Source organism: Nocardia sp. PE-7, assembly GCF_030486425.1.
Taxonomy (GTDB): domain Bacteria; phylum Actinomycetota; class Actinomycetes; order Mycobacteriales; family Mycobacteriaceae; genus Nocardia; species Nocardia salmonicida_A.
On sequence record NZ_CP129614.1, the window covers coordinates 5,433,040 to 5,448,160 of the forward strand.

The following is a 15,121-nucleotide window of genomic DNA, read 5'->3' on the forward strand; positions in this document are numbered from 1 at the left end:
TGTTCACAACTAGCGCTCAACCTACGATGCCGTAACCTTGCTGCGAGCGAGTCACCCCACGGTGACGCGGATGTATGACAGGGAGTAACGGCACAGATGGTCCTGAACAAGTTCCGGGAATGGCTCGAAGCACCGGCGGCGCAGGTCGCCGATCGGGGCGGCAAGCTGAACGTGTTGCGTGGCGCGGTCGCCCGGGTGACCACTCCCCTACTGCCCGACGACTATCTACACCTGGCCAACCCGCTGTGGTCGGCGCGCGAGCTGCGCGGCCGCATCGTGGAGGTGCAGAAGGAGACCGCCGACTCGGCGACCCTGGTGATCAAGCCGGGCTGGGGCTTCGATTTCAAGTACCGCCCCGGGCAGTACATCGGCATCGGCATCCTGATCGACGGCCGGTGGAACTGGCGTTCCTACTCGCTGACCTGTCCCCCGGACTGGACCGGCGAGGGCGGTAAACGACTCATCTCCATCGCGGTGAAGGCGATGCCGGAGGGCAAGTTGTCCAGCCACCTTGTCAACGGGGTGGCCGCGGGCACCATCGTGCGGCTGGCCGCGCCGCAGGGCGGGTTCGTGCTGCCGGAGCCGCCGCCGGCGAAGGTGCTGTTCATCACCGCGGGCAGCGGTATCACCCCGGTGATGTCGATGTTGCGCACGATGGACCGCCGCGACGGGGTCAACGACGTGGTGCACGTCCACTCCGCGCCCACCGACGCCGACGTCATGTTCGGCGCCGAACTGCGCGCCCTGCACGACAAGCACCCCAGCTTCGTCTCCCACCTGCAGCTCACCGACGAGCACGGCCTGTTCTCCCTGGCCCGGCTCGACGAGCTCTACCCCGACTGGCGCGAACGCGAGACCTGGGCCTGTGGACCGGCCCCGATGCTCGACGCGATCGAAACCCATTGGAAGAACGCGGGTGTGGCCGAGCAGCTGCACATCGAACGCTTCGAGGTGGAACGCTCCGCGATCGGCGAGGGCGGCACCGTGACCTTCGGCACCACCGGGCGCACCCTCACCGTCGACGGCGCGACCAGCCTGCTCGAAGCCGGGGAATCCGTCGGCGTGCAGTTGCCCTTCGGCTGCCGGATGGGCATCTGCCAGACCTGCGTGGTCACCCTGTCTGCCGGACACGCCCGCGACCTGCGCAACGGTGACGAACGTCAGCCCGGCGACAAGGTGCAAACCTGCATTTCCGCCGCCGCGGGCGACTGCACGCTGGACATCTAGCCGGTTGCCGGACCGCCGAGCGGGTACCCTCGAGGTATGCGCCGGTCATAAACCGTGACCGGCGCCCATCGCTTAGGCCCCTCACTTCGATCCATGCCCGAGGGCGCGACTTAGGATCACTCACAGGCCGACCAGCATCGAGGGCTAGGACCCGAGGCGCGCAGCGCCCGGTTCTCGCCCGCCTCGATCTGGACTCGCCGACAGGGTGCGACGACGAAGCGCCCTCGGCGAGGGAAGATCGAGGTTCCCAGGCCGAGAACCCGCGGCACCTGCCGCTGATAAACACAGGAGGACCCCCGGTGGCCATCACCGATATCCAGGCCTTCGCCCATCTGACGGCGGCCGACATCGAGACCCTGGGGAAAGAACTCGATTCGATCCGCCGCTCGGTGGAGACCTCCCGCGGCGAACGCGACGCCAAGTACATCCGTCGCACCATCGCGGCCCAGCGCGCCCTCGAGGTAGCCGGGCGCGCGGTGCTGTTCGGCAGCCGTAACCGCTGGGCCTGGCTCGGCGGTACCGCGATGCTCTCGGTGGCCAAGATCATCGAGAACATGGAGATCGGCCACAATGTGAGCCACGGCCAGTGGGATTGGATGAACGATCCCGAGATCCACTCCACCAGCTGGGAGTGGGACATGACGGGCACCTCGTCGCAGTGGCGACGCGCGCACAACTACTCGCACCACACCTACACCAACGTCCTCGGCAAGGACGAGGATCTCGGTTTCGGCATCCTGCGGATGACGCGCGACGAGCAGTGGCGCCCACTGCATTTGGCTCAGCCCGCCGCCAACCTGCTGCTGGCCGCGACCTTCGAATGGGGTATCGCGCTCCACGATCTCGGCATCGAGAAAGAGCTGGCCGGGATTCCGATGAGCGCGCACACCTCGGCGCCCGACATCGAGTTCTACCGCAAGGCGGGCCGTCAGGTCGCCAAGGATTTCGTGCTGTATCCGGCGCTGACCGGACCGGCGTGGAAGTCGACGCTGAAGGCCAACGCCACCGCGAATCTGGTGCGCAACCTGTGGTCCTATGCCGTCATCTTCTGTGGCCACTTCCCCGACGGCGCACAGAAGTTCACCGCCGAACAGCTCGACGGGGAAACCCAGGGCGAGTGGTATCTGCGCCAGATGCTGGGCAGCGCCAACTTCAAGGCCGGCCCGGTGATGGCGTTCATGAGCGGCAACCTCTGCTACCAGATCGAACATCACCTGTTCCCCGATCTGCCGAGCAACCGGTATTCCGAGGTCGCGGTGCGCGTGCGCGAGCTGTGCGACAAGTACGACCTGCCCTACACCACCGGCTCCCTGGGCAAGCAGTACCTGCTGGCCTTCCGCACCATCCACAAGCTGGCGCTGCCGGATCGTTTCCTCAAGCGCACCGCCGACGACGCGCCCGAGACGTCGTCGGAGCGCAAGTTCGCCGGTATCTCGCTGCCCGACAGCCTGCGGGTCGACCCGGAGACCGGTAAGCGTTTCGGTCTGCGTTCGGCGCTGCACGACGCGAAGGTCACCCTCGAGATCAAGGCACGGCACGAGAAGGAAGTGCTGCGCGAGGCAAAGGTGGCGCTCAAGGCGCGAGCACGGCAGGAGAAGCTGGCTTTGCGTGAGGCGAAGCGTGCGCTGGGCGAACGCGCCGTGCACGAGCGGGGTGTGTTGCGCGACAAGGCAGCTCGCCGCATGGCCCGGCACGCCTGATAACATTTCCATCTCGACGGCGCAATAGGACTTATCACACATTTCGTCGCCGAAATCGCCAACCTACGCTCTCGTAACTTACGGTACTGTAGCCGCCATGGCGATCTCGGATGTCAAGGAATACGCGCACCTCACCGCAGCGGATGTCGAAGCTCTAGGCGCGGAGTTCGACGCGATCCGCCGGGAAATCGAATCCTCCCGCGGAGCGGCCGACGCGCGCTATATCCGTAATGTCATCCGGCTACAACGCGCGCTCGAGATCAGCGGCCGCACGGTCCTGTTCGCCAGCTTCCTGCCCCCGGCCTGGTTGGCCGGTGTCGCCCTGCTCGGCTCCGCCAAGATCATCGAGAACATGGAGATCGGGCACAACGTCATGCACGGGCAGTGGGACTGGATGAACGATCCGGAAGTCCACTCCACCTCGTGGGAATGGGACAACGCGGGCCCGTCGGCGCACTGGAAGATCACCCACAACTTCCTGCACCACAAGTACACCAACGTGCTCGGCATGGACGACGACATCGGCTACGGCCTGCTCCGCGTCACCCGCGACCAGCGCTGGATGCCGTTCTACCTCGGCAACCCCATCTACAACTTCCTGCTGCAGGCGCTGTTCGAGTACGGCGTGGCGATCCAGCACCTCGAGCTGGGCAAGGTCGCCAAGAAGAAGTGGGACAAGGACTCGCCCGAGTGGAAGCAGTTCGAGGCAGACCGCACGCTGGTGCTGAAGAAGATCGGCAAGCAGGCCGCCAAGGATTACGTGGTCTTCCCGCTGCTCACCGGCCCGTCGTTCCTCACCACGCTCACCGCCAACATCGCCGCCAACGTGGTGCGCAATGTCTGGACCAACGCGATCATCTTCTGCGGGCACTTCCCAGACGGCGCCGAGAAGTTCACCAAGGCCGACATCGAGAACGAGACCAAGGGCGAGTGGTACCTGCGCCAGATGCTGGGCAGCGCCAACATCACCGGTGGACCGCTGCTGCACTTCATGAGCGGTAACCTCAGCCACCAGATCGAGCACCACCTGTTCCCCGACCTGCCGAGCAACCGCTACGCCGCCATCGCGGTGCGGGTGCGGGAGCTGGCCGACAAGTACGACCTGCCCTACACCACCGGCTCGCTGCCGGTGCAGTACTTCAAGTCGTGGCGCACCATCCTCAAGCTCTCGCTGCCGAACAAGTACCTGCGCCACACCGCCGACGACGCGCCCGAGACCAAGTCCGAGCGACTGTTCGCCGGCAACACCACGCCGTCGATCGACCCGGTGACCGGGCGTCGTCAGGGCTTGCGCACCGCGCTGGCCGCCGGTCGCAAGCTGGCCCGCCGGACGGTGGGCTGACCGGCTGCGGTTGTATGGTCGGCGTGAGTACCGACCAACTCGGCGTCTACGACGCGATCCGTCTGCGTCGTGACGTGCGCGCCGAATTCACCGGCGAGCCCGTCGACGACGACACCCTGTTGCGAATTCTCGACGCCGCGCATCGCGCGCCCAGCGTCGGGAACTCGCAGCCGTGGGATTTCGTCGTGGTCCGTCGAGCCGAGACGCTGCGCCGTTTCGCCGAGCACGTGGCGGACAAGCGCGTGGAATTCGGTGCGTCGCTGCCCGCCGACCGAGCGACCACATTCGCGCCGATCAAGATCGACGGAATCGTCGAGAGCGGCACGGGTATCGTTGTCACGCACAATGATTCGCGGGGCGGGCCGCAGGTACTCGGCCGGGCGAGCGTGCCGGAAACAGGCGTGTACTCGACCGTGCTGGCCATCCAGAACCTGTGGCTCGCGGCGACCGCCGAGCAGGTGGGGGTGGGCTGGGTGTCGTTCTACGAGCCGGAATTCCTGCGCGAACTCGTCGGTCTGCCCGCGCAGATCAAGCCGGTGGCCTGGCTGTGCGTGGGACCGGTCAGCGCATTCCAGCAGGTGCCGGATCTGGAACGTTTCGGATGGCGGGCGGGACGGTCGCTGACCGAGGCCGTGCATCACGAAACCTTCGGCGATTGAACAAGATCCGGACACCCGCGGAGCGCGGATGCCCGGATCGATCGTGGTTCTAGGCCAGCTTGATCAGGCCGTAGTCGAAGGCGTGTCTGCGGTAGACCACCGACGGGCGGTCGGTCTCGCTGTCGTGGAATAGGAAGAAGTCGTGGCCGACCAATTCCATCTGATAGAGGGCGTCATCTACCGACATCGGTGTCGCGGTGTGCACCTTGGTGCGCACGATGTGGCCGGGGCCTGCCTCGTCGACGGTCTCGTCGTGGTCGTGGGCAGCGGAACCGTCCGGCGGGGCGAACAGCGAGTCGTCGACCAGTGTCGCGGTGGCTTGCGCGACCGAGACCGGCGTCTTGTCGCCGTAGTGCACGACGCGCCGCTTGTCCTTGGTCCGGCGCAGTCTGCTCTCGATCTTCTGGGTGGCCGATTCGAGCGCGGCGTAGAAACTGTCGGCGCACGCTTCGGCGCGCACGATCGGTCCACGGCCACGCGCGGTGATCTCCACACGCTGGCACGCCTTGCGTTGACGACGGTTGCGTTCGTGGAACAGTTCCACATCGAAGAGGAAGATCGACGGGTCGAAGCGCTCTAACCGAGACAGCTTCTCCGCCACGTAGATTCGATAGTGGTCAGGGACTTCGACATTTCGACCGGAGACCACCACTTCGGCGTTCGGGCTCTCGGAATCGATTGTCTCGGTGGCACCGTTCTGTAGTGCCGTGGGTTCAGCATCTTGCACTGATGCCCGTGAAGAAGTCGTCACGCGTACCTCCCGGATATGGCCGCACAACTACGAACGTAGGGCGGCGGGATTGAGCTGTGCCGATCGGGAATCGCCCGGCACCTGTATCCGCGGCACCACCTCCCAAACTTGTGGTTCGGTGTGTGCTCGCGACGCTAGTCCGCCATCGGCAAGTCCGCCACTGTTCACGCGAACTTTCCTCCGTCAAGCCGCGCAGGTAACCAAAACCGCTCGCGGAACTATGCCGATCCGGCTGAGAACACGTGTCGATTCGCAGGCGGTGGCGCCGGTGGTCAGCACATCGTCGACCAGCACTACCTGGGCTTTCACGCCGATGTCGACCCACTCGGCCGGATCGGCGACGGTCATGATCCTGCCGCGCAGATTGTGTCTACGCTCATGCGTCGTCAAGCCCACCGAATCCCGGACGCCGCGACCCATCCGCAGCAGCGGCGCGGTTCGGCAATCGACCAGCCACTGGGCGGCGACCACGGCCGAGCGGGCCACCGGGTCACCGCCACGGCGACGCGCTGCCGTGGTTCTGGTCGGCGCGGGCACGAGCAGCAATGGACGGTCGGGGGCGCGTAAGCGGGCCAACGCGTGGGCCAACGCCAGCCCGAGTGGGGCGGCCAGGTCGCGGCGACCCTGCTCCTTCGCCGCCAGCACCGCTCGCCTGCCCACACCGGTGTAGGGCCCGAGCGCCCAACACGGAATGCCGGGGTCGGCGCGCGGCCGCACCCGGACGGGACCGCGGCCGAGTTCAGCGGCGCACTCCGCGCACCAACTCTCGCCGAGCGATCCGCAGCCCCCGCACCGGTCGGGCAGGATCAGATCCAGCAGCGCCTTCATAGCGATCGAGTATGGCGACGGGTACCGACATACTCAGCTCGGCAGGACCGGTACAACCTGTTCTCCGGTCAAACCGGGTACCTCGCGCCAGAAACGGTCATTGCGGGTCGGATCGGCCGTCTGCAGCTGCAGCACGGCCCGGGAATCGGCCACGTACTGCGTGGCCGGGGCCGCTGTTACCACCCGCACCGGCGGGGTGAGATTCTGCGCGGTCACCGGGCTGAATTGGGAGCCGTCGATGGAAACGGTGAAGACCGGGTCGACATTGCCTTCGCGGGCGACCATGACGGTGTCGCCGGTGACCCAGCTCAGGGAGACCGCGCGCGAGCTCAGGCCCAGCGCCAGCGGCAGCGGGGAGGTGAGCGCGTACTTGCCGTCGGGACGCCGTTGGACCACCGCGACGTAGACCTTGCCGTCGGCGATCAACGCCGCGCGCACGCCGGTGCGCGAGATGACCACCTCGCTGATCGGCGGCCGTGGGGCACCGGTGCCTTCGTACAGGGCCGTGATGTCGACGTCCTCGGTGGACACATTGCCGGTGGCGCGGTCGGTGACCGCCCGGATGACCCGGTCACCGTCGATCACCGTCCACGCGGCGCCGCCGTCGCTGGTCCAGGACGGGCGGGCGATGCTGGTGCCCTCGGCAACCGCGAACGCCTTGGCGCCGTAGTTGCCGATGAGCAGGGTGTGCGCGAGCTCGGGCAATGGCTTGCCCGAGTCGGCGACGGCGGCGACGAACTGACCGTCGGCCGAGATGCCGACCGACTGCAGATTGGTCGCCTCGCCGAAGGATCCGCTCGGCGTGACGATCCCGTCCGGGGTGACCTGCACCAGGGTCCCGTTGCGCAGCGCGTGCAGGCCGATCCGGTTCTGGCCGGGCGCCGAGGCGCTGTACTGGTCGACATCGGCGACCGACCAGCCGTTCACGTACCGGTCGTCGAGCGGCTTGCCGTCGGCGAGCAGCACGTAGGGGCCGAGAATATCGGCGCCGGCCAGGGTGAGCACCACCTGCGCGGCGAGGAGCTCGCGGTCGCGCTGTCCAAGTCCGCTGATCCCGGCGAAGTCGATCCGCACTCCCCCGATACCGACGCCGACATCACCCGGTTCGTTGTTGGCCTTGGTGATCGGACCGCGCAGCGCGACCGGCTGCGCCAACTGGTTGCGCACCACCGGGGCGATCGTGGACTGCGGGCCTTCGGCGAGCATGCCGATCAATCGCTCGGTGAGCTGGGCGCGCGGTACCGAGATCCAGCGCGGATCCGGGACGAGCAGCGAATTGCCCGGGTCGATGTAGTGCAGCACGTAGCGGTGATAGGACTTGACGAAGGCGTCGTTGTCCATCACGACGCCCGGCGGCAGCTCGGTGATCCGCCACTCGCCGTCGATCTTGCTCATCTCGATCTTGTTCTCGAGGGTGCCCTCGGTGGCGCGATAGCCGCCGTCGCGGGCGAGCTCACCGACCTTGCGGGCGCGCAGCACGTAGCTCGCCTTGTCGCCGGAACGAGACTCCCGCAGGGTGTCGGGGCGATCGTCGACGATGGTGGTACTCGCCTCGTCGTTCCAGCTGCCCGCGGTCTCCGGCGCCATGTACTGGCGGGCCGCGGCGTGCCTGTTGGTGGGATCGGCACTGGCGGTGAGGAAGTCGCCGAGCAGCAGGTCGGGATCGCGGCCGGAGATCGGCGGAGTCGGTCCCTCCGAGGTGGGGGCACGGTTGATCGTGCCGAGTGCCTGGGGTGCGGAGGACTCCGGCAGGCTCGCGCAGCCGGTGAGCACCATCAGCCCGGCCAGAACCGCCGCGACCAGTGCGGCGCCGTGCCGATCCCGACGATCACCACGCGCGCTGGTCATGACTTCCCGTCTCTGGTCTCGGTAGACATCGGCTCGTCCAGGTCGGCTGGGGTAGCGCCGCGACCGTTGGTCGTCGGGTGCGCATCCGTGGCGGGCCGGTCGATGCCGGGCTCCTCCGCCGATGGGTCGGTGTCTTGCGGTTCGACCGCGCCCGGCTCCGCGACGGTCGAGTCGTCGACAGTCGGATCGGTAGCCGTCGGCTCGGTTCCCGTCGGCTCGGCAACAGTCGAGCCGGCTTCCGTCGGCGCGACCGCGGTCGGCTCGGCTCCGGCAGGCTCGGCGGGTTCGGCTTCGACGACCTTCGGCTCGGGTTCGACTTCCGGCAGCGCGGGGACCTTGCGCAGCATCGGTTCCAGCGCGAGCGGGCTCTGACCGAGTTTGCGGCCGCGCACCATCGGCAGCAGCAGCCGGAAGCTCGCGCCGACACCCGGATCGCCCCACGCCTCCAGCCTGCCCTCGTGCAGATTCGCGTCCTCGACACTGATCGACAAGCCGAGCCCGGTGCCGCCCGAACGACGCACCCGCGACGGGTCCGAGCGCCAGAATCGGTTGAACACCAGCTTCTCCTCGCCCGGCCGCAGCCCCACGCCCTGATCGCGAACCACCGTGGCGACGGCATTGGCTTCGGCGTCGCCGCGCATGCGGATCAGCACCGGCTTGCCCTCGGAGTGGTCGATCGCGTTGGCGAGCAGGTTGCGCAGCACGCGCTCGACGCGGCGCGGATCGACCTCGGCGATCACCGGGTCCTCCGGCAGGTCGATCACCACCTCGATCTCCGCGTCGCGGGCCAGGTGGCGCACCGTGGAGATCGCGGCCCGCGCGCACATCCGCACGTCCAGCGATTCGACCTGCAATTCGGCCACACCCGCGTCGTGGCGGGAGATCTCGAGCAGGTCGTTGAGCAGGCCCTCGAACCGGTCGAGCTCGTTGACGAGCAGTTCGGAGCTGCGGGCGAGAGCGGGATCGAGATCGTCGCTGGAGCCGTGGATGAGGTCGGCGGCCATCCGCACCGTGGTGAGCGGGGTGCGCAGTTCGTGGCTGACGTCGGAGGTGAAGCGGCGCTGCAGATTGCCGAATTCCTCGAGCTGGGTGATCTGGTTCGACAGGCTCTCGGCCATCTCGTTGAACGCCTGCGCCAGCCGCGCCATGTCGTCCTCGCCGCGCACCAGCATGCGTTCTTTGAGTCTGCCGTCGGCGAATCGGCCCGCGATCCGCGCCGCCGACCGGATCGGCAGCACCACCTGCCGGGTGACCAGCGCGGTGATCGCGGCGAGCAACACCAGCAGGACCACCCCACCGATGAGCATCGTGCCGCGCATCAGCGACAGGCTCGATTCCTCGCTCGCCAGCGGGAAGATCAGGTAGATCTCCAACGTCGCGACCTCGGCACTCGGGCTGCCGATGACCAGCGCGCGCCCTCGATAGCCGTCGGGATCGGCGACGGTGGTGAACTGGTAGGAGACCTGGTTGCGCTGGACGAACCGGCGCAGTTCCTGCGGGACCTCCGAGATCGAGCTGGTGGCGATCTCGTGCGGCGGTGTCCCGCCGACCATCGCCAACGCCGAGTCGAAACTACCCGCGGCGCCGCTGGACTGACCGGTGCCGCCACGGCTGGACAGCGCGGCTCGCGCGTCGTCGAGTTGCTGCTCCTGGCTGTTGCCGGATTGCACACCCGACATCTTGTTCTCGATCGTGCTGCGGGCACGATCCATCTCCTCGACAGCCGCGTTGATCTTGGCTTCGAGGAGCCGGTCGGTGATCTGACCGGTCAGCACGACCCCGAGGATCGTGATCACGATGAGCGAGAGGGTCAACGTCGAAACGATGACTCGCAGCTGCAACGACCGGCGCCACAGGTGGCCGAGTGCGGTCCCGACGGCCTGGAACCAGGCCACGATCGGGCTCGCCCACCGCCGCAGCTGCGCCACTGGACCAGTGGTCACAGCGGCGCCCCGCAGTGACCGATCACGGCGGTCCGGCCTTGTAACCGACACCGCGCACGGTCAACACGATCTCCGGGTTCTCCGGATCCTTCTCGACCTTGGCGCGCAGCCGCTGGACGTGCACGTTCACCAGACGGGTGTCGGCGGCGTGCCGGTACCCCCACACCTGCTCGAGCAGTACCTCGCGGGTGAACACCTGACGAGGCTTGCGCGCGAGCGCGACCAGCAGGTCGAACTCCAGCGGGGTGAGCGAGATCTGTCCCGGGCCGCGAGTCACCTTGTGCGCCGGCACGTCGATGACGATATCGGCGATCGAGAGCAGCTCGGCGGGCTCGTCCTCGGTGCGGCGCAGGCGCGCTCGTACGCGGGCGACGAGTTCCTTCGGCTTGAAGGGTTTGACGATGTAGTCGTCGGCGCCGGACTCCAGGCCGAGGACCACATCGACCGTATCGGTCTTGGCGGTGAGCATGACGATCGGAACGCCGGAATCGGCCCGCAGCACCCGGCATACATCGATGCCGTTCATGCCGGGCAGCATCAGGTCGAGCAGAACCAGATCGGGGCGGATCTCCCGCACCGCTGACAGGGCCTGTGTGCCGTCGCCCACCACATGCGGGTCGAACCCTTCCCCGCGCAAGACGATGGTCAGCATCTCAGCGAGTGCCATATCGTCGTCGACGACCAGAATCTTGGGCTTCATAGTCCTATGTTGTCATCTCCCAGGCCAGGATCGGGCCGCCACGCCATTAATGGTGCGAACCCGTGGCGTATCCAACCTCATCCGGAAAAGATTTCCGAGCAGAGGGTGAGTAACGCAGGCCTATCGTCTTCGGATCGGTATGTCCACCACCGGCCGAACCAGTCGCGGTCGGCGAGTTCACGATAGACCTCGCCGGTGCGCTGCTGCAGACCGCCGTCCCGTTCGTAGGCATCGAGGGCGCGCGCGTCGTCGAGTTCGCCACGCAGACGGGCCCGTTCGACCGCCACTTCGGTGGGCACGTCGAGCAGGACGGTGAGATCCGGCGCGGGCAACGCGAGCCTGCCGAACTCCAGATCGCCCACCCACGACACGATTTCGCCATCGGCATCCTGGTGCGCCCGCGCCGCTGAGTAGGCCGCGTTGGAGGCCACCCAGCGGTCCAGGATCACGATGTCGTTGCCGCCCAGCAGGTCCGCCAATTCCGCCTGCGCGCCGGACCGATCGAGCGCGAACATGATCGCCATGCCATTGATCGACCCGGCCAGGTCGCCGTTGCCGCCACGCAGCGCCTCCGCCGCGAGATCGGCATGGATCGAATGCCCGTACTGCGGAAAGGCCAGACTGTCCGCCCGCAAGCCCTTGGCGGACAATTCGGCGATCAGCCCATCGATCAACGTCCGTTTACCGGCACCGTCGAGCCCCTCGACCGCAATCAGTACGCCCATGCGCAGCAGATTACCCGCACAGCCCCCAGAACTCCGGGCTGGTCACCGCCGACACCGCCGAACAGAGTGGTCCCCACCGCACCGGAAGTAGCCGGGCGCCCGGAATCGGAGCACCAATGAAGATGATCGTCCGCACCACTGCCGCCACCCTTGCCCTCACCGCCGCGCTGACCTGCGGCACCGCCGCCGCGCAGACCGGCGACCCTGCTGTGGCGCCGGACTCCGGCAGCGCGCTGCTGGCTCCGTTGAGCTTTCTGGCCGGCCTCCTCCAAGCGGGCCAGTGCGGCTCGCGCTGCGGCGCCGACCCGACCGCCGCGGCACCAGAAGCGGTCGGATCCTCCGAGGTCATGGGTTCACTGAGTGAGCTGGTCACCGGCGTGGTGACGACCGGCTCGGGCCCCGCCCTGCTGACGGGGAGCAACGAGACCGCCGCCGCGACCGGCTCCAGCGACCTCGCCGGCGCCCTGATCTGTGGACTGCTCAGCCTGAGCAGCAACGGTCACCCGTCGATCTGCACCACGGGGCCGGTCGGGTGAGGTGATGACGGTGGCCCGCCGACCGAAGGTCGACGAGCCACCGTCGCGTACAGAACTCAGTAGCGGTAGTGGTCGGGCTTGTACGGGCCTTCCACGTCCACGTTGATGTACTCGGCCTGATCCTTGGTGAGCCTGGTCAGGGTGCCGCCGAGGGCCTCGACGTGGATCTTGGCGACCTTCTCGTCGAGGTGCTTGGGCAGGCGGTAGACCTCGTTGTCGTACTCTTCCGGCTTGGTCCACAGCTCGACCTGCGCGATGACCTGGTTGGAGAAGCTGTTCGACATCACGAACGACGGGTGGCCGGTCGCGTTGCCCAGGTTGAGCAGACGCCCCTCCGACAGCAGGATGATCGCCTTGCCGGACTCCTTGAAGGTCCACTCGTCGACCTGCGGCTTGATGTTGATCCGGGTCGCGCCCGAACGCTCCAGCGCCGCGATATCGATCTCGTTGTCGAAGTGGCCGATGTTGCCAAGGATCGAGTGATCCTTCATCGCCTTCATGTGGTCGAGGGTGATGATGTCCTTGTTGCCGGTCGAGGTGATGACGATGTCGGCGTCGCCGATCGCCTGCTCGACGGTGACCACGTCGTAGCCGTCCATCAGCGCCTGCAGCGCGTTGATCGGGTCGATCTCGGTGACCTGCACACGCGCGCCCTGGCCTGCCAGCGACTCCGCGCAGCCCTTGCCGACATCGCCGTAACCGCAGATGAGCACCTTCTTGCCGCCGATGAGCACGTCGGTGCCGCGGTTGATGCCGTCGATCAGCGAGTGGCGGGTGCCGTACTTGTTGTCGAACTTGGACTTGGTGACCGAGTCGTTGACGTTGATCGCCGGGAACACCAGCTCACCCGCGGCGGCGAACTGGTACAGACGCAGCACGCCGGTGGTGGTCTCCTCGGTGACGCCCTTGACCGACTCCGCGATGGTCGACCACTTGGTCTTGTCGGCCTCGAGGCTCTCGCGCAGCAGGTCGAGGAACACCGTGTACTCGGCCGAGTGGTCGGCGTCGGCGGGCGGAACCACACCGGCCTTCTCGAACTGCGCACCGCGCAGCACGAGCATGGTCGCGTCGCCGCCGTCGTCGAGGATCATGTTGGCCGGGGCGCCGGGCCAGGTGAGCATCTGCTCGGCGGCCCACCAGTACTCCTCCAGCGTCTCGCCCTTCCAGGCGAACACGGGAATGCCCTTGGGCTCGTCGACGGTGCCGTTCGGGCCGACCACGATGGCGGCGGCGGCATGGTCCTGGGTGGAGAAGATGTTGCACGAGGCCCAGCGCACGTCGGCGCCGAGAGCAACGAGGGTTTCGATCAGGACGGCGGTCTGGACCGTCATATGCAGCGATCCGGAGATTCGCGCGCCCTTCAGCGGCTGGACGTCGTGATATTCACGACGCAGCGCCATCAGGCCCGGCATCTCGTGCTCGGCGAGGCGGATCTCCTTGCGGCCGAATTCGGCCAGCGAGAGGTCTGCCACCTTGTAGTCGATGCCGTTGCGGACGTCAGGAGTGAGCTCGGTGCGCGCGGGGAGTTCTGAGGTCGTCACGTTGGTTAGGTTACCGTCTGGGGCCGCGCGCGTTCCCCGCTCCGTCGAGCTGGGGTCTCAGGCCGCTGCGCGGTATCGGGCCAGCAACCGTCGCGGCTTCTCGGGTGCGACGTTGGCCAGGCGCAGGTCGCCGCCGTAATGGGCCGCGACCCGGTGGTCCATCACCGCACGCCACAGCGGCGGGACGGCGGCCAGCACGATCATGGTGGCGTAGCCGGCGGGCAGCTGTGGCGCCTCTTCGGTGCTGCGCAGGGTCTGATAGCGGCGACCGGGGTTGGCGTGGTGGTCGCTGTGGCGCTGCAGGTGGAACAGGAAGATGTTGGTGACCAGGCGATCGGAGTTCCAGCTGTCGCGCGGGGAGCACCGCTCGTAGCGCCCGTTGGGCTTGCGCGCACGCAGCAGTCCGTAGTGCTCGACGTAGTTGACGGTCTCGAGCAGTCCGAAGCCGATTACGGCCTGGACGATCAGCCACGGAAGAATCGACAGGCCGAACACGGCCATCAGCGAACCGAACAGCACCGCCGTCATCGCCCAGGCCTGCAGGATGTTGTTCTCGACGCTCCACCAGCCGCGACCCTTCCGGTACAGGCGCGCGCGCTCGAGCTGCAGGGCCGACCGGAAACCACCGATCACGCTGCGCGGCAAGAACTCCCACAGCGATTCACCCAGTCGGGCACTGGCCGGATCCTCGGGGGTCGCCACGCGTGCGTGGTGTCCGCGATTGTGCTCGACGAAGAAGTGTCCGTACCCCGACTGGGCCAGCGCGACCTTCGACAGCAATTTCTCAGCGCGCTCCACCCGGTGGCCCAATTCGTGGGCGGCGTTGATACCGATGCCGCTGACGAAGCCGACCGTGGCGGCCAATCCGAGCTTGTCGACGAGGGCCAACTCGGGGCTCGTCCACATGAAACAGGCCACGCCGAGGCTGACCAACTGGATCGGCAGGAACAGGTAGGTGCACCACCGGTAGTACCGGTCGGCGGAGAGCGCCGCGTAGTCCTCGTCCCGGGGATTGTTGCCGTCTTCACCGACGATCCAGTCCAGCACGGGGATGGCGATCAGAACGATTACTGGTCCGATCCACCAGAACACTTCAGCTTTGGTATGGAACACAAGCTGGGAGGGCAACAGCGCGCACGCCGGGGCGATCAGCCCTAAAGCCCAGAGATACCGTTTGGGATCACGAAAACCCCCCGGTTTGCCAACCGTTTGCACACCCGCTCCGCTACAAAAAGACCATCGCTGACCGATGTGAATACTGACAGACCATAGGCGCGTTACACACTGCCACGTCCCCAAACGTGGTGATGGTTACACAAGA

At 67.0% G+C, this 15,121-nt stretch carries 13 protein-coding genes; 5 read left to right on the forward strand and 8 right to left on the reverse strand.

The genetic code is table 11. The annotated features are described in order from the left end of the window. The first annotated feature begins 96 nt into the window (after window positions 1-96). The 4 genes from QX204_RS25545 to bluB all read left to right on the forward strand — a co-directional run bounded on the left by QX204_RS25545 (window position 97) and on the right by bluB (window position 4,928). Window positions 97-1,227 carry a ferredoxin reductase gene (locus QX204_RS25545; protein ID WP_062983593.1) on the forward strand — a complete coding sequence of 377 codons (1,131 nt, stop codon included), beginning with the start codon at window positions 97-99 and terminating at the stop codon, window positions 1,225-1,227. Between the two features lie 299 nt (window positions 1,228-1,526). Then, window positions 1,527-2,927, forward strand: a complete 1,401-nt coding sequence (locus QX204_RS25550; RefSeq protein ID WP_301902920.1) for a fatty acid desaturase family protein — start codon at window positions 1,527-1,529, stop codon at window positions 2,925-2,927. Window positions 2,928-3,024: 97 nt separating this feature from the next. After that, complete coding sequence (locus tag QX204_RS25555) at window positions 3,025-4,269, forward strand: fatty acid desaturase family protein (RefSeq protein WP_301902922.1); 1,245 nt, start codon at window positions 3,025-3,027, stop codon at window positions 4,267-4,269. 23 nt (window positions 4,270-4,292) lie between these two features. Then, the gene (gene bluB / locus QX204_RS25560) at window positions 4,293-4,928 is read left to right on the forward strand and encodes a 5,6-dimethylbenzimidazole synthase (protein ID WP_301902923.1); all 636 of its coding nucleotides are present in this window, start codon (window positions 4,293-4,295) and stop codon (window positions 4,926-4,928) included. 49 nt (window positions 4,929-4,977) lie between these two features. On the opposite strand, the gene raiA is transcribed toward bluB, so the two are convergent. The 6 genes from raiA to QX204_RS25590 form a co-directional block, all read right to left on the reverse strand. Continuing rightward, a complete protein-coding gene (gene raiA / locus QX204_RS25565; RefSeq protein ID WP_301908111.1) occupies window positions 4,978-5,607 on the reverse strand; it encodes a ribosome hibernation-promoting factor, HPF/YfiA family in 630 nt (209 codons plus the stop codon). A gap of 255 nt (window positions 5,608-5,862) precedes the next feature. Further along, complete coding sequence (locus QX204_RS25570; RefSeq protein ID WP_301902924.1) at window positions 5,863-6,507, reverse strand: ComF family protein; 645 nt, start codon at window positions 6,505-6,507, stop codon at window positions 5,863-5,865. Between the two features lie 33 nt (window positions 6,508-6,540). Beyond that, window positions 6,541-8,355, reverse strand: coding sequence for an MtrAB system accessory lipoprotein LpqB (gene lpqB, locus QX204_RS25575; RefSeq protein WP_301902925.1), 1,815 nt, complete (start codon window positions 8,353-8,355; stop codon window positions 6,541-6,543). After that, entirely contained in the window at window positions 8,352-10,250 is a 1,899-nt protein-coding gene (gene mtrB / locus QX204_RS25580) for an MtrAB system histidine kinase MtrB (RefSeq protein ID WP_301908112.1), read from the reverse strand. The genes lpqB and mtrB overlap by 4 nt, the downstream gene beginning before the upstream one ends. Before the next feature lie 70 nt (window positions 10,251-10,320). After that, complete coding sequence (mtrA, locus tag QX204_RS25585; RefSeq protein WP_056813049.1) at window positions 10,321-10,998, reverse strand: MtrAB system response regulator MtrA; 678 nt, start codon at window positions 10,996-10,998, stop codon at window positions 10,321-10,323. 77 nt (window positions 10,999-11,075) lie between these two features. Next, window positions 11,076-11,723, reverse strand: a complete 648-nt coding sequence (locus QX204_RS25590; RefSeq protein WP_301902927.1) for a dTMP kinase — start codon at window positions 11,721-11,723, stop codon at window positions 11,076-11,078. Window positions 11,724-11,839: 116 nt separating this feature from the next. On the opposite strand from QX204_RS25590, the gene QX204_RS25595 reads away from it, so the two are divergent. Continuing rightward, on the forward strand, window positions 11,840-12,259 hold the full coding sequence (locus QX204_RS25595) for a hypothetical protein (RefSeq protein ID WP_301902929.1): 420 nt from the start codon (window positions 11,840-11,842) through the stop codon (window positions 12,257-12,259). A 56-nt stretch (window positions 12,260-12,315) separates the two neighbouring features. Here the strand turns inward: QX204_RS25595 and ahcY are convergent, their stop codons facing one another. Both ahcY and QX204_RS25605 read right to left on the reverse strand, forming a co-directional pair. Then, window positions 12,316-13,800 carry an adenosylhomocysteinase gene (gene ahcY, locus QX204_RS25600; protein WP_301902930.1) on the reverse strand — a complete coding sequence of 495 codons (1,485 nt, stop codon included), beginning with the start codon at window positions 13,798-13,800 and terminating at the stop codon, window positions 12,316-12,318. Window positions 13,801-13,857: 57 nt separating this feature from the next. Then, window positions 13,858-14,952 carry an alkane 1-monooxygenase gene (locus tag QX204_RS25605; protein ID WP_357218431.1) on the reverse strand — a complete coding sequence of 365 codons (1,095 nt, stop codon included), beginning with the start codon at window positions 14,950-14,952 and terminating at the stop codon, window positions 13,858-13,860. Window positions 14,953-15,121 lie beyond the last annotated feature (169 nt).